The 17083-nt window shown below is 69.5% G+C and carries 18 protein-coding genes, 14 tRNA genes and 1 pseudogene; 5 read left to right on the top strand and 28 right to left on the bottom strand.

Annotated features, from left to right (window positions below):
- Positions 1 to 144: 144 nt before the first annotated feature.
- On the bottom strand, positions 145 to 999 hold the full coding sequence (locus DVS28_RS27120) for a hypothetical protein (protein WP_164711168.1): 855 nt from the start codon (positions 997 to 999) through the stop codon (positions 145 to 147).
- 255 nt (positions 1000 to 1254) lie between these two features.
- On the opposite strand from DVS28_RS27120, the gene DVS28_RS27115 reads away from it, so the two are divergent.
- A complete protein-coding gene (locus DVS28_RS27115) occupies positions 1255 to 2163 on the top strand; it encodes a hypothetical protein (protein WP_114594754.1) in 909 nt (302 codons plus the stop codon).
- Positions 2164 to 2202: 39 nt separating this feature from the next.
- Here DVS28_RS27115 and DVS28_RS27110 read toward each other — a convergent pair whose 3' ends face one another.
- The 4 genes from DVS28_RS27110 to DVS28_RS28955 form a co-directional block, all read right to left on the bottom strand.
- A complete protein-coding gene (locus tag DVS28_RS27110) occupies positions 2203 to 3558 on the bottom strand; it encodes a DNA cytosine methyltransferase (RefSeq protein WP_164711167.1) in 1356 nt (451 codons plus the stop codon).
- A 441-nt stretch (positions 3559 to 3999) separates the two neighbouring features.
- A complete protein-coding gene (locus DVS28_RS27105; protein WP_114594752.1) occupies positions 4000 to 5238 on the bottom strand; it encodes a hypothetical protein in 1239 nt (412 codons plus the stop codon).
- Positions 5239 to 5351: 113 nt separating this feature from the next.
- The gene (locus DVS28_RS27100) at positions 5352 to 5933 is read right to left on the bottom strand and encodes an HNH endonuclease (RefSeq protein WP_164711166.1); all 582 of its coding nucleotides are present in this window, start codon (positions 5931 to 5933) and stop codon (positions 5352 to 5354) included.
- Between the two features lie 300 nt (positions 5934 to 6233).
- On the bottom strand, positions 6234 to 6467 hold the full coding sequence (locus DVS28_RS28955; protein WP_164711165.1) for a hypothetical protein: 234 nt from the start codon (positions 6465 to 6467) through the stop codon (positions 6234 to 6236).
- 138 nt (positions 6468 to 6605) lie between these two features.
- Here DVS28_RS28955 and DVS28_RS27095 point away from each other — a divergent pair, with 138 nt between their 5' ends.
- The gene (locus DVS28_RS27095; RefSeq protein ID WP_164711164.1) at positions 6606 to 7460 is read left to right on the top strand and encodes a hypothetical protein; all 855 of its coding nucleotides are present in this window, start codon (positions 6606 to 6608) and stop codon (positions 7458 to 7460) included.
- On the opposite strand, the gene DVS28_RS27090 is transcribed toward DVS28_RS27095, so the two are convergent.
- From DVS28_RS27090 to DVS28_RS27070, 4 genes are all read right to left on the bottom strand, one after another.
- Positions 7461 to 7874 carry a hypothetical protein gene (locus tag DVS28_RS27090; RefSeq protein ID WP_114594749.1) on the bottom strand — a complete coding sequence of 138 codons (414 nt, stop codon included), beginning with the start codon at positions 7872 to 7874 and terminating at the stop codon, positions 7461 to 7463.
- Positions 7875 to 8106: 232 nt separating this feature from the next.
- The gene (locus tag DVS28_RS27085) at positions 8107 to 8421 is read right to left on the bottom strand and encodes a hypothetical protein (RefSeq protein ID WP_164711163.1); all 315 of its coding nucleotides are present in this window, start codon (positions 8419 to 8421) and stop codon (positions 8107 to 8109) included.
- A gap of 544 nt (positions 8422 to 8965) precedes the next feature.
- Complete coding sequence (locus tag DVS28_RS27075; protein ID WP_164711162.1) at positions 8966 to 9715, bottom strand: hypothetical protein; 750 nt, start codon at positions 9713 to 9715, stop codon at positions 8966 to 8968.
- Between the two features lie 51 nt (positions 9716 to 9766).
- Positions 9767 to 9840 (bottom strand) — tRNA-Glu (locus DVS28_RS27070).
- A 142-nt stretch (positions 9841 to 9982) separates the two neighbouring features.
- Here DVS28_RS27070 and DVS28_RS27065 point away from each other — a divergent pair.
- A complete protein-coding gene (locus tag DVS28_RS27065) occupies positions 9983 to 10399 on the top strand; it encodes a hypothetical protein (RefSeq protein WP_114594746.1) in 417 nt (138 codons plus the stop codon).
- Positions 10400 to 10405: 6 nt separating this feature from the next.
- On the opposite strand, the gene DVS28_RS27060 is transcribed toward DVS28_RS27065, so the two are convergent.
- From DVS28_RS27060 to DVS28_RS26980, 19 genes are all read right to left on the bottom strand, one after another.
- Positions 10406 to 10478, bottom strand: a tRNA-Gly gene (locus DVS28_RS27060).
- Positions 10479 to 10481: 3 nt separating this feature from the next.
- Positions 10482 to 10670 (bottom strand): hypothetical protein, encoded by a 189-nt coding sequence (locus tag DVS28_RS27055; RefSeq protein ID WP_114594745.1) that lies wholly within the window; start codon positions 10668 to 10670, stop codon positions 10482 to 10484.
- Between the two features lie 40 nt (positions 10671 to 10710).
- A tRNA-Arg gene (locus tag DVS28_RS27050) sits at positions 10711 to 10783 on the bottom strand.
- A gap of 65 nt (positions 10784 to 10848) precedes the next feature.
- Positions 10849 to 11667 (bottom strand): hypothetical protein, encoded by an 819-nt coding sequence (locus DVS28_RS27045; protein WP_164711161.1) that lies wholly within the window; start codon positions 11665 to 11667, stop codon positions 10849 to 10851.
- Positions 11664 to 11924, bottom strand: coding sequence for a hypothetical protein (locus DVS28_RS27040; protein ID WP_114594743.1), 261 nt, complete (start codon positions 11922 to 11924; stop codon positions 11664 to 11666). Before DVS28_RS27040 ends, DVS28_RS27045 begins: the two co-directional genes overlap by 4 nt.
- Positions 11925 to 11976: 52 nt before the next feature.
- Positions 11977 to 12052, bottom strand: a tRNA-Thr gene (locus DVS28_RS27035).
- Between the two features lie 11 nt (positions 12053 to 12063).
- Positions 12064 to 12366: a hypothetical protein gene (locus DVS28_RS27030; protein ID WP_114594742.1), complete on the bottom strand. Its 303-nt coding sequence runs from the start codon at positions 12364 to 12366 to the stop codon at positions 12064 to 12066.
- A 168-nt stretch (positions 12367 to 12534) separates the two neighbouring features.
- Positions 12535 to 12618 (bottom strand) — tRNA-Tyr (locus DVS28_RS28950).
- Between the two features lie 15 nt (positions 12619 to 12633).
- Positions 12634 to 12707 (bottom strand) — tRNA-Asn (locus DVS28_RS27025).
- A gap of 63 nt (positions 12708 to 12770) precedes the next feature.
- Positions 12771 to 12843, bottom strand: a tRNA-Met gene (locus DVS28_RS27020).
- A gap of 165 nt (positions 12844 to 13008) precedes the next feature.
- Positions 13009 to 13081: transfer RNA gene (locus DVS28_RS27015), tRNA-Glu, on the bottom strand.
- 210 nt (positions 13082 to 13291) lie between these two features.
- Positions 13292 to 13366 (bottom strand) — tRNA-Gln (locus DVS28_RS28945).
- 14 nt (positions 13367 to 13380) lie between these two features.
- Positions 13381 to 13456 (bottom strand) — tRNA-Thr (locus DVS28_RS27010).
- Between the two features lie 41 nt (positions 13457 to 13497).
- Positions 13498 to 13571: transfer RNA gene (locus DVS28_RS27005), tRNA-Gly, on the bottom strand.
- A gap of 4 nt (positions 13572 to 13575) precedes the next feature.
- Positions 13576 to 13648 (bottom strand) — tRNA-Val (locus DVS28_RS27000).
- A gap of 152 nt (positions 13649 to 13800) precedes the next feature.
- Positions 13801 to 14025, bottom strand: coding sequence for a hypothetical protein (locus DVS28_RS26995; protein ID WP_216826628.1), 225 nt, complete (start codon positions 14023 to 14025; stop codon positions 13801 to 13803).
- Between the two features lie 72 nt (positions 14026 to 14097).
- Positions 14098 to 14182 (bottom strand) — tRNA-Leu (locus DVS28_RS26990).
- 13 nt (positions 14183 to 14195) lie between these two features.
- Positions 14196 to 14268, bottom strand: a tRNA-Val gene (locus DVS28_RS26985).
- A gap of 124 nt (positions 14269 to 14392) precedes the next feature.
- The gene (locus DVS28_RS26980; RefSeq protein ID WP_164711160.1) at positions 14393 to 14986 is read right to left on the bottom strand and encodes an HDIG domain-containing metalloprotein; all 594 of its coding nucleotides are present in this window, start codon (positions 14984 to 14986) and stop codon (positions 14393 to 14395) included.
- A gap of 848 nt (positions 14987 to 15834) precedes the next feature.
- Here DVS28_RS26980 and DVS28_RS30310 point away from each other — a divergent pair.
- Positions 15835 to 16104: pseudogene (locus tag DVS28_RS30310) on the top strand (PASTA domain-containing protein); the annotation flags it as partial.
- A 126-nt stretch (positions 16105 to 16230) separates the two neighbouring features.
- On the top strand, positions 16231 to 16869 hold the full coding sequence (locus DVS28_RS29825; RefSeq protein WP_245973661.1) for a hypothetical protein: 639 nt from the start codon (positions 16231 to 16233) through the stop codon (positions 16867 to 16869).
- Positions 16870 to 17083 lie beyond the last annotated feature (214 nt).

Genomic DNA, 17083 nt, shown 5'->3' with positions numbered 1-17083 from the left:
CTTCAACCCAGGCTCGGAGGCTGTTGCGGGATCCGTGGTCGGCGATGTACCGCCACACGTTGGTGTCGAGGATGATGCGCACACAGTTCAGTATGGCGGTGAGGGGGCAGACAGGGATCCTGTGACGGCCCGCGGCCTCGAGCGTCAGGACAAGGCCGGCCGACCTGGTCGTGGTGGGCCGAGCCTGCGCGGCTGCGGGCCACCGGTGAGTGGGTCGGTGTTTGCCCGATCCACTGCGTCGAGCAGCACGGCTGGCCAAACGGCTGACAGCGACAGCCCCGTTTCCCAGTCGGCTGCAGACCAGCCGTAGCGGTCGGCACCGCCGATTGGGCCCCAGTCGTCCATGGTGACTGCCTCTTCGGCACAGGCGGTGAGCAGCCCGGCGAACCCTGCCGGGTCGACTACGGACCGCCGGCGCACGGCAGCGGCCAGGTCGAGGAGCAACCCCTCGGCGTGGTCGTCATCGAGATGTCCGTCCGCGAGAGCGAGGAGTGCCACCGGTCCGGCGTCGGCGACGATCCGGTCGCAGAACACCGCAGCCGTTCCGGGCGGTGGCCAGCCGTCAGCAAGGGTCGGTCCGGGTCCGGGCGACAGGTCGTGCACCCGCACGGCCGATCGGGTGGCGCCCGGCAGCCCTTCGGCTCGGGCAATCCGGCCGCCCCGTGCAAGGGCGACGGCGACGAGGAGTTCCTCGGGGTCCTCTGCGTGGAAGGCGGTGCCGATGACTGCGGGCCCGGTCGCTGGCACCTTGAGGTTCGGGTCGGGGCGCACGAGGCAGGCGGCCGCGTCGGTCCGTCCGCGCAGAACGACGAGTCGCCAGCCGTCGCCGTCAGCGATGACGGTAACCACCGGTGCGTGGTCGACGGGCCAACCATCCTCGGTGGAGGCCACTGCGGCACCTGCTGCGCGGAGCAGGTCGTCGGCGACGGGGATCCGTTCGGCATGGCTGCCACCGAGGAACGCCACTTGGCGCGCAAGTGCGGTCCTGCGATTGCCCATGCGCCAACACTAGCAAATGCTACTGGCATTAGCAATACGCTGATGGTACGGTGGGTGTCGAAGCACCCGGTGTGCATCACCGGGCCCGACGCCCATCACCGCGCCCCCTGGCGGCGTGACGGGCGGGCCCCACGCCCCCGCAACGGGGGAGAGCCACACCTGAACAGGTACGGCAGCCGCCCCAATCATGACGACGAGCACCGTCGCGGACCGGGGCGGGCCAGGGACGCCACAGCAGTCCGCGAGGAGCACGCCATGACCCGCAACGACCCGATCCCGTCGTTCGGTCGCAACGATGACGAGGTCGTCCCGGTGGAACCTGACGCGGAGGACGTCCCCACCGTGTCGACTCCGGCCTCAAGCCCGGTCGTGCTGACCGTGGATGTCCCCGCCGTCTGGGTCGGGTTGGCCGTGTACGGCCAGAACCACAACGGCCGCGACGAGTTGGGGCGGCCGGTCCTCGCCGGGTCCGCCGACAACCCCACCGATCCGCGGGCGCACGCGGCCGACATGCGGGACCTGCCCGCCCTCGACCACGCCGCCGACGGGCTGTTCGCCTCCTTGCACCTGGTCGCCGAGAACGGCCAGTACCGCACCGACGTCGTCGTGTGGCCCGACACCCCGACCCCCGGCCCCGTCCTGATCGAGGAGCAGTTCGACCTGCGATCCGGACACCCATCGGTCCGCACGTTCACCCATCGGGACGGCCGGACGGTCCTCATTGACGTCAGGCTCGTCTGGGCATCGCCGAACATGCGAACGATCGCCATCGACACGGTCAAGCGGATCCACTCCGTCTCCAAGCCCGTCGCGGCCCGCATCGTCGACGAGGCACGGTTCGACCTCATCGACACCACCGAACCGTCGGTGGCGGAGGTCGTCGGCTCCATCGCGCTGGGGCACATGGACCCCGCTGTCGTGGCGTCACTTGCGGTCGACTACGGGCCCGAACGGACCTTCGCCGAGATACCCGTTCACGGCCCCCGTCCCCGCCGCTGCACCGTCACCGGCCTTGATGCCGGCAGCCGCAAGATCGTGCTGACCGGGAGGGACTGGACTCGCGTCGAGGTCGACGGGAAGCCGATCGGGACCGGCCTGCCCGCCACCGGCGGGCCGAACCCGGTCACGGCAGCCAAGCGAATCGCCCGGCTCCTGCACGAATGAACGCTACGAATCGCAGCCCTGGGTTGGGGGCTGGCGAGCTCAGGCGGCCAGCGGCAGACACGCGGCGGTGACCGCAGCCGCGAGGCACTTGCCGATGGCTTCCCCGAGCAGCGGCGGGACGGCGTTCCCGACCTGGGTCAGCGTCGGCGTTTCGACCCGCCGCTTCAGCCCTCCGGTATGCACCTTCCCCCTCAGCAGATAGCCATCGGGGAAGCTCTGAAGACGGGCCATCTCGCGTGGTGAGGGGTTCCGAGGAGCCGTCGGGTGGATCCAGTCCTGCGACTGCGTGCCGAGCGTCGGGGCGGGCTTGTCGGGGTCCCACACCCGCTGGGTCCGCTTGCGCGACCGCAACCGCCACGCCGCCTCGGCCACGGTCTCCCCCGGCTGGCAGACCCCGGCGACCGACAGGGTGTCGTAGGGGGCCAGCAGCGACGGGTCGTTGGCCTTCGCGGCGGCAGGGATCAACCGCGGGTCCAGGCCGGCGGCGTGGACGGCCAGCAGCAACCGGTAGCGCTGCACCACGGTGGGGGAGTGGCGGGTGAGCTCGTGGTTGGGCAACGGGTCGGTCCGTCCGGCGCGGCGGGCCGCCCGCCACCGGCCCGCGACGTTGCTCCCGTAGACGCCAAGGTCGTCCGGGCCGGTGGTGTAGCCGTCGCAGTCGATGTCAAACAGTGCCTCGGCGACGGTGATCGGGCGGTGTGGCGTGGTGGGGACGGGGAACAGGTCTGGTGGGGCGAGCAGCCCCGTGGCGTCGCCGGAGTCGAACGGTTCGCGGACGCCTGCGGGGCGGCCGAGGTCGGCGATGAGCAGCAGGCGGCGGCGGGACTGCGGGACCGCGTAGTGGGCGGCGTCGACGGTGCAGGGTTGCACGGCGTACCCGAGGGCTGCCAGGTGTTCCCCGGCGGCGTCGAAGACAGCCTTGCCGTCTCCCTTGGCCGCAGCCATGCCCTCGACGTTCTCGATGACGACGAACCGTGGCGCGAGCCGTTCGACGAGTTGCAGCATCGGCCACACGAGGGTGTCTCGGGGGTCCCCGTCGGTCCGGGTGCCGTTCATGGAGAAGCCCTGGCACGGCGGCCCGCCCACGATCGCGTCGATGTCGGCGGCCGCGAGCCAAGCCACCGCGTCGGGGTCGGCCACGACCTCCTCGACGCCGGCGAGGCAGATGCCCGTGTCGAGCTGCTCGATGATCGGGCGGGCGGCGTGATCACCGGCCGTGCGCCAGTCGCTGATGGGATCCGTGGCGGTGTGGTTCGCGGAGTAGGTGGCCGCGGCCATGTGGGACTTCTCCACGCCGGCGACGTGGGTGTGGCCCGCAGCGGCCAGGCCGGCGGTCAGGCCACCGCAGCCGGCGAAAAGGTCGAGGAAACGCAGAGGGGTGGACGGGTGGGGCACGACGGACTCGCCTTCTCGTCGTGCCGCACCCACGACGCACGTGTCACGTCACCCCGTGATGGGGTGTGGATCGTGACCGTGCGACGGGTGCGTCACTTGCCTCCGGTGGGCCCGGTGCGGGGGGCCGGCGGCGGGGCGGAGGACACCGCCCTATGCAACTGCTACGAACAGTAGCACAACAACGTGGGTGTGTGCAAGGCCGGTGGTCGCTGGCCTGCTGGCCGAATCAGCGGGGTCTCCGGCGGCCCCGCCATTCGCACGGACCGTGCGGGCGACCTGGTTCCCCGACGCCAGGGTTGCCGATGCCGGAACTGCTGACCGGCCCTGGCGTCCTCACCGGGACAGGGGACACCGCACAGGTTCTCCGGCAGCATGACGACTGCCCGACGGGCGACGACAGCAAAGGACGTGTCGGCCCCTCGGATCCCGGCCACCGTTTGGTCAGCCTGCAGGGAACCGGGACACGGTGGCAGTGATGGCGTAGCAGCCCTTGAGCCGCCGGGTGTCCAGCAACCGGGCGCAGGCGCGCATCGTCTTGCCGGTCGTGATCTGGTCATCCACGAGCACCACCGGCCGGTTGGGCGTCCGCGCCACCCGTACGTAATCACCTGTACGGCCACGACCGAGGCACCGGACAACCGGGAGTCCGGCGAACTCCCCAACGAGCGCAGCAAGCCGTTCTGAGACCTGGCCGGGCCGCTCGAAATCCCAGTCGTGAGCGGGCACCGGCACGATCGTGGGCCGCCATCCGGCCTTGCGGATCGCAACAGCAAGAGCCACTGCCGGGGCAAGCAACAGGTGGGGGCTAGGGAGAATCCCCGAACGGTTCCGGCGCTGCCGACGATGCCAGTCCTTCAGGTCCTGCATGGTGTCCCGCCACCCTCCGGCGTAGGGGGCGAGGGCGAACGCCGGGACGTCACCGACGTTGAAGTTGAGGCGGGTCGGGCCATCCCACATGGCCTCGGCCAGCCGCATGGCGGTCCACGGCCGGTCACGGGCCTCCCGACGGGTCATCAGATCGGTCGGCCAGCCATCCTCGAGGCGGAACTGGACCTTCATTCCAGCAGCCATGTCTTGTGCCCACAGTCGACGGTCAGGGTGAACCTCCCCGTTGCAGATCGCCTCCACGAGGTCATCGGCGTCGAAGTCGGGGTCTGTGGCCTCGATGGCGGTCCAGCGGTCGGGTCGGACCGCCCAGCTGAGCGCAGGGTTGAGGTGGATGTCGGGCTCATCTGGCACATCGGCAGGGTCGAGCAGCAAGGCGCTGCATCCGGTCTGGTGAAGGACCCCACCTGCGGGGCCGACGAGCAACAGGTTGCGGACATCAAGGCCCACGTGGATGTCACCCACCCGGTACAGGGCCTCCCGGTGGTCGGGCGTCTCGGGAATCGCAAACCCGTGCGTCGTCTCGGTCTTCACCGGCACCTCAACGACCCTGGTGATGTGCAGGTCGGTGTTGGTGATGATCGCCGACGCATTCCACCGGCCGTACCGGGTGAGTCCGTACACGGGAATGCCTGCATGGGCCGCGGCTTCGGTCACCAGTTCCAGGCCGCGTGGGAGCGGGTCGACAGGACGGCCGATCGGCCCCAACGACATCTGCTCCCTGGCGAGCGCATCAAGATCGACAACCACCCCCCGGACGTCGCTGCCTGTGCTGGTGTTGCTCGTCGGCTGCATCGCCACATGATGCACATCAACGGCGACACGATGGCCGCAACAGCCTCCTCCGATCCCCATGCCCGAACAGCACGAAGGCCCCGAACAGCAGTCCGGGGCCTTCGAATGGACGGTCAGGCGGCAGCGGGCAGGTAGGCATCCCACGCGCCGCGGCCCACACGGGCGAGCTGGCGCGACATCACCACCAGCCGCGACGGGGCGCGTGGCACGACCCGCAGCGACGCCCAGTCGGGGTCCTCCGAACCGCGCCGTCCGTTGCAGGGACGGCAGGCGCAGACGACGTTGTCCCACCGGTGCGACGCGGGCACGTACTTGTGGCGTTCGCCGGGCTTTCGGTACCGGGCTTGCGGAATCAGATGATCAATGGTCAAAGAGGTTTGACGCAGGTCGCCGCCGGGACGGGCGTGACGTCCGCACCATGCGCACGTCCAGTTGTCGCGGGCGAACAACGCCGATCGGGTGACGCGTGTCAGGACACCCGTGGGGGCGTCGGCCCACTCCGTCCGCACGATCACCGTCGGGGCGTCGATCGTGGTGGTCGGGGAGCGCAGCACCCCGTCGAACGCCAACGGGGTAGCCCGTCCAGTCATGGTCAGCGCGACAGCGCGGGACAGTGGGATCGCTCCCAGCGGTTGGCTGGCGGCGTTCAGCACGAGCGTCGGCCGGCCGGTCGACACCGTGGCGGTCTGGTTCATGGGATCGGGCACACCTCCTCGGGTGCGGTCATTCCAGACGGTGCGGCGGATCCGCACCGAAATCGTGGTCGTGTGGTTGGCCAGTGGCTCCGACCTGGGGGCTGCCCGACCGAACGACAACCGGTTGGTTCTCCGGAACGCCGCGCCGCCCATCAGGCACACAGGGCCAGGCACGCACGGGTCCGCCTCCTCCCAGGGCCCGCACTGCCCGACCCCGCGGGAACCGACGCGTCAACGACGTCGGGTTCGCCGTCAGCCAGATCGGCACGGCCCCTTGGAAGGCCTGACCTACTTCAAGCGCTATCGGCTGAGGTCCTCGTACCAGTGTTCGCCGGCGTCGAGGAAGTCGAAGTCCTGTGGCGGATGGGGCGGGTAGCGCCGGTCGATCGCGGCGGCGCGTTCCAGGGCCAGTCCGTAGTGGTGATCGCAGCGCATGATGATCGCGCCGGTGCCACCGAGGCTTGCGTGTCCCCGCACCTGCCCTCTGCAGTCGCCCGAGTGGGCGTCGACACACGCGTCCCCATCGGTTCCCATGACCCCACCATACCGTAATGCTAGAAGCAGTAGCAACAGGAGGTGGTTGCGGGTGTCGACCCCGGGCGGCCATCCCGTCGCGGCCACACGTGGCCGACCATCATCCCAGATGGCCCGCGCGACCCGAACGGCAACCTGATGGCACTCGACGCCGTGTCCCTGCATCCCGCCAGCCCCGACCTGATCGGACGGATATGGGTGGCGGCCGACACCGGCCCCGACCGCAACCTGCTCGACGATCTCGCCTGGGGTCGAGCACGCCACCAGTTCGTCAACCGATGGGCTTCAGGACTGCTGGACCTGGGAGGCGAGCGCCTCCGTGCCGCCGGCATCCGGCCCGCCGTGCACATCTGGGGCCGGCCATGGCTGATCGTCAACGACGACGTCGCCGGCGGACTCGATGCCTACCGCTCGGCCGCAGACCCCAACCAGGTCGACGACGTGGTGGCAGACCAGCTCGCATCCGTGGGCATCGACCCCCAGCAGGTCGTCCCCGCCCAGACCGCCATCGGCTCGCCCGCACACCACCGGGAACGGGTCGCCTCGACGCTCGCAGCGATCGGCGAGACAGTCGCCGCAATCCGCAGCGGCACCGAGGAACTCGACGGCCCCGACGGGCCCATCGGAACGGGCCCGGCGTTGACGGCCGCCATCGCCGACGTACTCCGGCTCGCTTCGGTGATCGAACCCGGATGGATGACCGGCCCCATCGGCCTGTCCCGCCGACTCGGCTCCCTCGGGGTCGACCCCGACCGGGTGATGGCCCCGGCCGACCTGCTCATGGCCGACGGCCTCCCGGCCGCAGGGTTCGCGTGGGTTGCCCCCGACCGGGTCGCGGAACTCGCCGCGGGACTCGCCCACCTCAGCGACCGGTTCGCGTCCCTCGCGGTCGACAGCGCCGTGGTCAACGAAGCTGCCGCTCAGGCCCAACGACGCGGGTTCGGGCTGGTGGAAGCCCACGGCATCCACACCCGCAGCGCCACCGGGGGGTGACTACCGGCGGCGGGGCCGGTTCCGCATCCCGTGCGCGATCCCGTCGGCCAAGCCCCCGTTGACGACATGCACGGCTGCGACATGCGGGACGCCGTCGCGGCTGACCGGGACGACCTCAGCGACCCCGCCTGGCCGCTCCTGCACCCGGAACCGGTTGCGGCCGGCGTCCACCCAAACCGTCACCGCTGAACCGTTGGTGCTCCGAGAGAGCGCGACCCTGCCGAACGGGACCGGCCGGTGGTCGATCCCGCCGGTACGACTGACCCACTCGCAGAACTCCTTCGACTCCGTGGAAGCTGCACCCGAGGCATCGAGGGCGTCCAGCACGTCGGTCGCGAAGTCCGGATGCCACCGGCCGACCGTGTCAAGGGCCTCCGCAGCGGACAACGCCAGCTCCTGGAGGGCCGGACTCATCGGGTCTGCCGCCGCGACCGCAACAGCCGCAGCAGAGGCAACGGCAACCGGCGGGGATCCTCGATGGGAAACCCCGCAGGAACCGTTGGCGGTGAGCGGACGTCGGCACGGCCCGTGGTCGGTCGGGTGCCCACAATCGGGGGACCTGACGGTGCGCGACTTCATCGGGGGCCTCACATGGTTGGCAACGGTCACCCCTGCCATTCCCCGCACCGCACGCCCCGGGGTGCGGTCAGTCGCTGTTCGGGCCGGCGATCACCACGCTCCAACGGTCAACCGACCCGGCGAGCCGCATGACCGGACTGGTGAACGACAACAGGTCGTCGAGCTCCTCGGGCAACGTCTCGGTCGTGAGCCGCGCCAGCGCCCGTGGGGAGGGATCAACCGGGTACCAGCCCTCGGCCAACACACCGTAGGTGGTGTCGGCGTTGACGATCGGCCCGAACGTGTCGGCCAGGAATGCGTTGTACCGGTTGGCCTCCGGCAACGACGGGCCACCCCATGCCCCCTGGTTGGTGCGAATCGCGGAGGGGGCACGATCCCGCAAGGCCCATGAGGGCTCAGCGCCGTAGCAGGGCGCTGCCGTCGCCAACTGTCGGCTAGCCCCTCCGAGAAGGTCGATCCGTGGCAGGCCCTGCGGGGTTCGAACCCGCGATACCGGCTCCAAAGGCCGGGGTGTTGCCAGTTACACCAAGGGCCATCGTCGGACACCTGGGTGTCCTTGCCGGACCGTATCCGCTTGCGCGGACAGTCCGGGGTGCGGGACGCGGGCGTGTACCCGCGGTTCTGTACCGGACCCGCGCAGGGCCGGCGACCATCATCTGTCTCACGCCGTTTCGTGGTCGGCGCGCCGGGCCCTTGACGAGCTCCCGGTGCCCACTGCCTGCACCTCGCCGGGCCGGGTCATCGGTGCTGCTTGTGGTTGCTGCGTCCTTCCTCCCCTGCGGATTTCCTCCCCGAGGGTCCCTGGTGCGAACCGGCCCGCCGGTGGCGGCGGGCCGTCCCAGGCGGTTGCCCTGTGCAGCCGCGAGGTTCCTCGACGAGCACGAAGCCGCCGCGATGGTCCCTCCCGCGTCCCGCATGGTCTGGGTTCAAAGCCGAAGGGGTGCTGCCCATGCGGCCCAGAAGTCGATCTGTAGGTCGTAGACGTCGTGGACGGCGAACCGGTGGGCTTCGCGCCAGCCCGCCGGTGCCCCGTCGATGGCGACGGCCGGGCCTCCCGCCGACATGGTGTGCCGGACGGTCCACGGGTCCACCGTCGGTTGCGACTCGCCGTCCAACAGGCGCCGGATCCGGTCGACGTCGGCGACGGTCAGGCCGACCCGGCGGTCGACGGGGTAGGGGATCACCGTGCCGAGGAGCAGCTCTCGGTCGTCATCGTCGTCGTCCACGAAGAGGTCGGCCAACCGTCCCGAGCGGACCGGAGGGTCCTCGAAGTGGCTGCTGACGGCACCGTGCAGCGCCCCCGACGGCCCGTGGAACTCATCATCGACCCAGACCACCGGGCCGGCGGTGCCGGTGTCTGCCAGCCAGCCGGTCAGGGCGGCCAGCTTGTGGGCGTGGCTGCCGTCCATACGTTGCCAGGGCCCGATGACGGGTAGGCGTGGCCATCCGAGGGCCGGTGCGACGTGGTCGTTGGCCTTGTCGTCCCAGGTGGTGAGCCAGAACATCGGGGCGCCGAGGCGGGCGACGGCGTCGCCCATTCTGGCGTTGAGCCGCAGCGAGATGGTGCGCCCGCTGATGGTCGGGGCGACGTCGGCCCAGCCGTCGCCCCATGCTGGGTCGTTGGCGCTGGTGTAGGGCGAGAGGACGCCGTCGACGTCGATCACAAGGGCAGGCATCGTGCGCTCCTCGGCAGGTGAAACAGGGGGGCTGTGCGTTGTGGTTGTGGGTAGTCCCGACGGGATTCGAACCCGCGTCGCCTGCTTGAAAGGCAGGTATCCTGGGCCAGCTAGATGACGGGACCATGGGGGCCCGGAGAGGGGCCGACAGAGTTGGTCGACTCGGGCAATACCCGAACCGCTACGTATGACAGCACACCATTCTCAGGGTGGGTTGGGGCGTTGAAGTGGCGTGCGTCAACACGCTGTTGGACGACCCTTCGGCTGATGGACGAAGAACACGCCGCGGCCAACGGCGAACCGGACACGCGCCCCGTGGCGGAACGGATGGCCGACTGGCAGCCGCCCGACCCGACACCGCTCCCACCCGACCACAGATGGACGGTTGCGCTCCTCTTGGGCCTTGCGATGGCCGCCGCCGTCGGTGCCGGCATCCGCACCTCGAGACCAGCAGCGACCGAATGGTGCGCCGAGGTCGTCGCAGTGCTCGACGCCGGCAACGGCCCCCACGACACCGCAGGGAACCTTCCCGGTGGCTGGCGTTCACTGCCAGACGGACCGGTGGCCGAAGCCAGGGCGGCACTGAGATCGGCGTCCAGACGCCTGCTCATCGACGGTCCGGGATCGATGTGGGAACCCGACTTTGAAGAAGCGGCCCGACAGGTCCGGGCCGTCTGCCGCTGACACGGTTGCCCCCGGCGAGAATCGAACTCGCGACCGCCCGCGTGGAAGGCGGCTGCCCAATCCAACCGGGCCACAGGGGAGGTCAGCCGCCCAGGCTGTCGGTGATCCCGTCGATGCGGTCCTGCTCGGACTGCCGGATCGCGTCGACATCGGAGCGGATCTCCTCCACAGCGTCCATCTGCTGCTGAGCGGCAGGGGCGAGACCCGGAGGCGGCGGGGTGCAGCCCAACAGCAGGGCACCGGCGACCGCGGCAAGAAGCTGTCTCGTCATGAGGTTCACGGTCGACCAGGGACACCCCGGGGTGTCCTCGCGCCCCCGGCAGGACTCGAACCTGCAATCAACGGCTTAGAAGGCCGCTGCCTTATCCATTGGGCCACGGGGGCTGGCCGGCGCAGGGAAACCGCTGCTCTTTCCACTGAGCTACGAGGGCCGGCCGAAGATGCGGGAATCACCTGAGTTGGAGCAGGGCCGTGACGAGCCGGCCGATCCGTGCGGCCGTGTCGTGCGGCATGAGGCTGATCGGCGCGTCCACCAAGGCGGAGAAGGTGGAATCCAAGGGGCGGACAGCCCGGCGGCTGACAAGACGGTCGGCGCATCCGTCCGCAGCCACCCCGACGGCCGCATCGGCGCCGGCGCGGGGGGACGTCGGATGCCCGGCCGGGGCCTCCGGCGGACCGGAGGCCTTCGGCTGGGCCGGTCGTTGCGACCGGGTCCGGGCCATGCCCGCCTCCTGGATAGCGTGCTGCGGGACGGCCCGTAGCGTGACGGCCGCGTTTCGGAGTTCGCCGATGATCGGTCCGGCATCGCCATGGAGGCGGTCGGGCAGCTCGGGCAGCGCTCCGGCCAACCGGTCCGCAGCGACACGGCAGGGATGAGGATGGTGGGTGTGCAGCCCTTCGATGTAGGGGTCGAACCGAAGCAGCGCACCAGTCACCTCCCACCGTCGGACCGTCCCGACCGGATCGGTGACCATGGGGGTGTTACCGCCCCGTCCGGCATCGAGCAACAGGATGGCCTTGGCGACCGGATGGGTGTGGCCGACGATGCCGGGGGCAGTGCCGTGTGCCCATCCCGTCATCCCGCACCGGGCAACCTCAGCCGGATCACCAACGAGAGAGTCGTACCAGTCGGCCTCCTCCCGCAGCATCTGGCCGACGAGGGCGGGCACGCGGACCGCTGCGTCGCGCAACGCCCCGGCGGTCGCGACGACCCGCATATCGGGGTCGGTGCCAGCTGTGCGTTCCAGAGCGTCCGACAGGGCAGTCATCGTGCGATCCCGCGGCCGACATGGGTGAACGAGGACTCGAAGTCCGCACGTGTCCGAATGGAGGCGCGCAGGGTGTCGCCCCACTCGGCCCGGTCATACAACGGGACGTACACGACCTTCTCCTCACCGGTGACGTGATCGCGGGCCTCAACGATCAGCAGGTAATGGCCGCGCGAGCCGGGCCCCACCTTGGCCGGGTCGTTGTGCCGGTACACCCCGGCGGGAAGCGGAGGCAGGTCGTTGGTCGAGGCGTCCATCACCCCACTGATGGTCGTCCGCACGCACCATCGGCCGACCCGGGGCGTGCCGTGGAGCCCCCGCTCGGACTTGAACCGAGAACGGCCGGGATACAACGCCGGTGCCCGTCCAGCCGGGCCCCAGGGGCAAGAGAGCGTGTCAGCAGGCGGCGACAGGAGCGGTGAACTCCACACGGCCGGGTCCGCCGGGAAGGTGTCCGACCGACTCGACGACGGCAGCGACGTCCTGCCGACCTGCCCCTGTTTCATCGGCAACCATCATCGCCTCAGCCGGCTCGACGTCGGGGCGGACGACCTCGAACACCGTCGCGTCCGGGTCGCCGATGCCGCCGGTGTACAGGTCGGCCAGCATGCCTGCGGCGAACGGCCCAACGGCGGCGGTCAGGTCGACCCTGCCACCAGCCCGGCCGTGAACGGTGACGGTGCCCAAGTCATCGGTCATCGCAGAACTCCTGTCATCTAGTGGGTGACCGTATGGTCCATGAGGGTGCCGACAACGGTCATGCGACCGACACGCGATGACCGTTGAGATTGCTGCGGTCATTCCGCACGGGCTTCTCGCCCGGGGTTCATCCGGCAAACCGGCGGATGCCCGTGTGCCGCGACGGAGTGGTGGGGGACCTGGGACTCGAACCCAGCAAGTCGGAGACCTCTCGTTTACAGCGAAAGTGGCTTCCCTGAGCGCGCGACCCCCATGCTTCACTCCAAGCTCCGAGGGTGGGACTCGAACCCACATTGGGACGCCTTAACAGGGCGCTGCCTTACCGGATTGGCCACCTCGGAATGCGCCCTTACCCCTGGGCGACGGGGCACGCATCCCGAGCGGACGGACGGGACGCGTCATCGTGGTCGTGCCCGGCTTCGATCCGGGGACCTCACCCTTATGAGGGGTGCGCTCTACCTGCTGAGCTACACGACCGGCCGGCAGGAAGGCTCGACTATCGAGGGAACGGAGGACGTGATGGACGACCAACGTCGCGCACCGTCGCGGAGCCCGACCTGAACGACCGCCTGACGGACCCCGCCTACCTGCTGCCCGAGGCGGCGGCCGTTGCCCCACCCCGCAACGTTCGGTACTGACCTGTGGTCCCAGGGGGATTCGAACCCCCGTCTCTTGGTTGAGGACCAAGGATCCTGGGCCGCTAGACGATGGGACCGGGTGGACCAGCACCCCAAGGCGAGCGCGGAGCGGTGGTCCGGACACACCCGGAAGGTCATGGACGCCGACTGGTGGTGCTGCTTGGCGGAGGCGGAGGGGATCGAACCCATCACGGGGCTTTCGGCCCCCTAGCCGTTTTCGAGACGGTGTACCGCGCCAGCCTTGGGCGCCTCCGAGACGCCACGGTTTGGCGGCCCGTGGCAAGCCGTGGAGAGGGCGGCACGAATCGAACGTGCGGGACACGGGGTCAGATCCCGTGCTGGCTACCAGCAGCCTCGCCCCCGAAAGGGGTTGTGATGGAGCCCCCGAGCGGAATCGAACCGCTGGCCTGTGCTTTACGAGAGCACCGCTCTACCGACTGAGCTACAGGGGCATGATGGTCCCGTTGAAGTCCGCCGGGGCCCGTGCGGGGAGTGCGGCAGGCCGGGATCGAACCGACGAACCTTCGCGTTGGCAACGCGACGCTCTTCCAACTGAGCTACTACCGCACGGTGCCCGGAGCAGGTGTCGATCCTGCGGCCTCTCGTGTGTGGGACGAGCGCTCTCCCTGCTGAGCTATCCGGGCGGCAAAGGGTGTCGTCCGTCAACGGGTGGTGATGGACGACATGGCTGTGAGGACGTTGGCGGTGCGGATGCGTCGGGTTCGTGCCCGAACCGGGGTCACCCAAGCCGACGCGGCTGCGCAGGCTTGGTCAGCCGACTCCGGTCCGGCGGCCGCTAGTCGAGGACGTCCGGGCCGATCGTGACCTGTCGGGACCGTGCCGGCGTGTGTGCGCCGATGCGGGTCCACCGGCCATCAGCGCCGAGCCGGAGCGCCCAGGCGCGACGGCCGTCCCGCAGCAGCACCGCTAGGACCTCATAGGCCAGCGACAGTCCGATCGGTCGGGTTGCCTTCATGGTGTTGGTGGCCGGGTCGGTCCAGACGATCCGGTAGCGGGTCATGGTGGCCACCTCCTCGTGGCTGTCGGCCCCGAAGGGCTGTTGGAGGCCGCCGCCTGTCGGCGGCGGACGGAGTGCATCGGGGGAGACTTGAACTCCCACGTCCTTGCGGACACCGGCCCCTCAAGCCGGCGCGTCTGCCTGGTTCCGCCACCGATGCAAGGTGGAACTTGTGCCCCGAGGTCGGATCGAACGACCGGCCTCCGCGATGTCGACGCGGCGCTCTCCCTTCTGAGCTATCGGGGCGTGGGTGTGTGATCGGTCCGTTCGGCCCGAACGCGGCGGCGCTGGGCTGTGCCGACAACTGGTCGCCGTCCCTGCCGGCCGTCGGCCCGCCCGTGCGAAGGGCAGAGCGACAGCCGGCAGACGGTCAGGCCGCAGCGGCGGTGTCGGCCCACCATCCAGTGAGCCACGCTTCCGGATCGGGCAGTGGCCCACCGTTGGCCCGCTTGGCGGCCAGCAGTGCCGCGAGCGCCCGTCCGACCTGGGGTCCCGGACCGATGCCCAGCAAGTCCATGACGGCCTGCCCGTCCAGGTCGGCCCGTTCGGCCGCGCGGGCGTCGCCATCGGCCAGAAGCCCGATGCGGTCGGTAAGGGACTGGACCTGCGATTCGTTGGCCCACACCTTGTGCGGATGACGGCTGGTGCAGTCGGCGAACGCAAGGTCGAGGACCAGGTCGAGGACCGACCCTTGCCCCTCGAGGCCACCGCAGTCGCGGACGAACCGGCGCACCGCAGAGTCCGACCAGACTTCGGCGGCGCCGGGCCCGTCGGCCTTGTACCGGCCCGACAGTCCCACGGTCCGCGCCACCCGGTCCGTCAGAACCGGATCGGTGCAACCCATCGCAGGCAGCAGGTCCCGGACGATCTGCTCGCCGACCTGTTCGTGGTGGCGGAACGTCACATCCGTGCCGTCGAACCGTCCGGTATCCGGCTTGCCGATGTCGTGCAACAGAGCAGCCAAGTGTGGGCGGCTGTGAGACATGCGAAGACGAACTGCGCTATGACCTGCGGCTTCTCTGAAACTCGGACCCAGCTCCAAGAGTGGCCTGAGCACTCCATTTGAGAGGTTTCCGAACTGTGCTCGGGGGCCGTGAGAGGTCGAGTCGGCGAGAGAGGCGCTGGTCCTGCGGTGTAGGTCCACGTCATCGGTATTCCTCGCGGTCGCCGATCGGCTGCTCGAATCACCTCCGGGAGGTCGTCAAGGTTGGCGGGCAGTAGGGCGGTGTACATCTGTGTCGCCGTATCGGTCGTCCGGCACCCTCGGCTCCGGCCGGTGTAGGTACAAGCGAGTCGCGGGCGGGGATCCAGCACACACTGGCGACGGCGGCCAACCGGCTGGCATCCTCGCCGCTCGACTGCTCCTCGCCGCCCTTCCATACACGGATCCTGTCGGTGGGGACGTGGGGTGAAGGTCGGCGGTTCACGCGTCGTTGCCGTGACGGCCGATGGCCAGCTCTATGATCCGGTCAGGGGTTCCGGCGTCCTCAAACCGTCGTGTGGAAATCGACGGGGTCCTGCGGTTGCCACCGGCCGTGCCATCAGCGATCGACACTTTGGGATCTGGGGTCGCTACCCCTCCCTTCGGGGCGCCTGACGCTGTCTATGCCGCGCCGGGTGCTTTGACGGCCTCAGCCCTTCACTGCCGAGACGCCTGTAGCCTCAGGGCAAGGGTGTGCAGCAGTCGTAGTTGTCGTCGCACCTTCGTCTACTTGTCCGGCAGTCGGACACCGAGGTGCTGTGATCGTGCTGAATAGGGATCTAGTGATCGGGGGCTTGCTCCGTACCGTGACGCTTGCGTTGGTCTTGGCGATGTCCGCTTGTGGGGGTGCTGGCGATTCACCATTGGGCCAGGCCACCGGTCCGTCTGAGGAGGCCACTGTTGGTGGTGCCGTCGTCGAGGAGCAGGCGACTGTGGAGGTGCCCGACGTAGTTGGCATGGCCGAGGCCGCGGCTGGGCGTGCACTGGGACGAGTTGGGCTGAGCAGCGCTGTACAGGAGGTGGAGGGAACGCCGTCCGGAACGGTGTTGACCCAGAACCCGCCGGCTGGGTCAACGGTTGCGCCGTCCGTGACCGTTGTGCTGGAGGTCGCGATGGACAGCACGCCGACGCCGACGCCCAGTCCGACTTCACTGCCGACACCGACTTCACTGCCGAGAGCAACTCCAACGCCGAGAGCAACTCCAACGCCGGCACCGTCACTCGCGGTGGAGGCGCCGTTCGGAATGGGTGCGCCCGTCGGGCTCGCCGGCACCATCGACCAAGTCCCGCTCGCTGAGCCCGGCACCCTCGAGGTCGTCTGGGATTCCACTCCCACTGGACGTATAACCGCGCTCATTCACAACAACACCGACAGCGTCCAGTGCGGTGTCGAGGTCAGCGTCATCGCACGTGACGCCGATGGAACTCTGTTGGCAAGCGAAGGCGGCCGGTTCGCTTACCCCATTCCGGCCACCATCGCCACCGGCGCCTACGCGATCTTCAACCTCGGTCAAGATGACTGGCAGGACTTCCCCGACGGCTGGTTTCCGGAGTGGACCCTCACCCCCGGCGGTGCGGCTTGCGACTCCCAGCGTGCCGCTGAGGTCTTGGAACACAACCTGAACGACGGCGTCGTCGTCGGCTCCGCCCTCATGCCCGAACCAGGGCGCGACGGCGAGGCAGCGCTGTGGTGCGTCGGCCCTGACGGACGGCCGTCCGGTGTCGGTGACGGCTTCTCCGATCCGATCACGGTCGACGGCCAGCCCGCGGCGGCATTCACGATCGACGTCAATGAACACGCGCCCGGTTCCTACTTGGTAGCTGAGTGCAGCACCTATCTCGTTAGCGCAGACGACGGCTTCTGACCCACGCCCGGCCACAATGACGACGGAGAGATCGCCACACCGGCCCGAGGGTGTGTCTACGATCCGGTACTGACTGGCGTTGACAGTCTGGACGGCAGCGTTCCTTCGCAGTGGTGATGGAACACGATTCCACACAGGCCAACTTCACATCGTTGCTGCCGACCCAACCCCCAGAGTCGTGCTGGTCGCCGGTCGGGCCGCGCAGGCATGGACC

This window comes from Euzebya pacifica (assembly GCF_003344865.1).
Taxonomy (GTDB): Bacteria; Actinomycetota; Nitriliruptoria; order Euzebyales; family Euzebyaceae; genus Euzebya; species Euzebya pacifica.
The sequence above is the reverse complement of the archived record's forward strand: the minus strand, read 5'-3'. Positions and strand labels throughout refer to the sequence as shown.

What these genes read in the sequence shown, in the direction of transcription:
- DVS28_RS27120 (WP_164711168.1), bottom strand. Translation starts at nt 999, where the DNA reads ATGGGCAATCGCAGGACCGCACTTGCGCGCCAAGTGGCGTTCCTCGGT.
- DVS28_RS27115 (WP_114594754.1), top strand. Translation starts at nt 1,255, where the DNA reads ATGACCCGCAACGACCCGATCCCGTCGTTCGGTCGCAACGATGACGAG.
- DVS28_RS27105 (WP_114594752.1), bottom strand. Translation starts at nt 5,238, where the DNA reads ATGCAGCCGACGAGCAACACCAGCACAGGCAGCGACGTCCGGGGGGTG.
- DVS28_RS27100 (WP_164711166.1), bottom strand. Translation starts at nt 5,933, where the DNA reads ATGAACCAGACCGCCACGGTGTCGACCGGCCGGCCGACGCTCGTGCTG.
- DVS28_RS28955 (WP_164711165.1), bottom strand. Translation starts at nt 6,467, where the DNA reads ATGGGAACCGATGGGGACGCGTGTGTCGACGCCCACTCGGGCGACTGC.
- DVS28_RS27095 (WP_164711164.1), top strand. Translation starts at nt 6,606, where the DNA reads ATGGCACTCGACGCCGTGTCCCTGCATCCCGCCAGCCCCGACCTGATC.
- DVS28_RS27090 (WP_114594749.1), bottom strand. Translation starts at nt 7,874, where the DNA reads ATGAGTCCGGCCCTCCAGGAGCTGGCGTTGTCCGCTGCGGAGGCCCTT.
- DVS28_RS27075 (WP_164711162.1), bottom strand. Translation starts at nt 9,715, where the DNA reads ATGCCTGCCCTTGTGATCGACGTCGACGGCGTCCTCTCGCCCTACACC.
- DVS28_RS27065 (WP_114594746.1), top strand. Translation starts at nt 9,983, where the DNA reads ATGGACGAAGAACACGCCGCGGCCAACGGCGAACCGGACACGCGCCCC.
- DVS28_RS27055 (WP_114594745.1), bottom strand. Translation starts at nt 10,670, where the DNA reads ATGACGAGACAGCTTCTTGCCGCGGTCGCCGGTGCCCTGCTGTTGGGC.
- DVS28_RS27045 (WP_164711161.1), bottom strand. Translation starts at nt 11,667, where the DNA reads ATGACTGCCCTGTCGGACGCTCTGGAACGCACAGCTGGCACCGACCCC.
- DVS28_RS27040 (WP_114594743.1), bottom strand. Translation starts at nt 11,924, where the DNA reads ATGGACGCCTCGACCAACGACCTGCCTCCGCTTCCCGCCGGGGTGTAC.
- DVS28_RS27030 (WP_114594742.1), bottom strand. Translation starts at nt 12,366, where the DNA reads ATGACCGATGACTTGGGCACCGTCACCGTTCACGGCCGGGCTGGTGGC.
- DVS28_RS26995 (WP_216826628.1), bottom strand. Translation starts at nt 14,025, where the DNA reads ATGACCCGCTACCGGATCGTCTGGACCGACCCGGCCACCAACACCATG.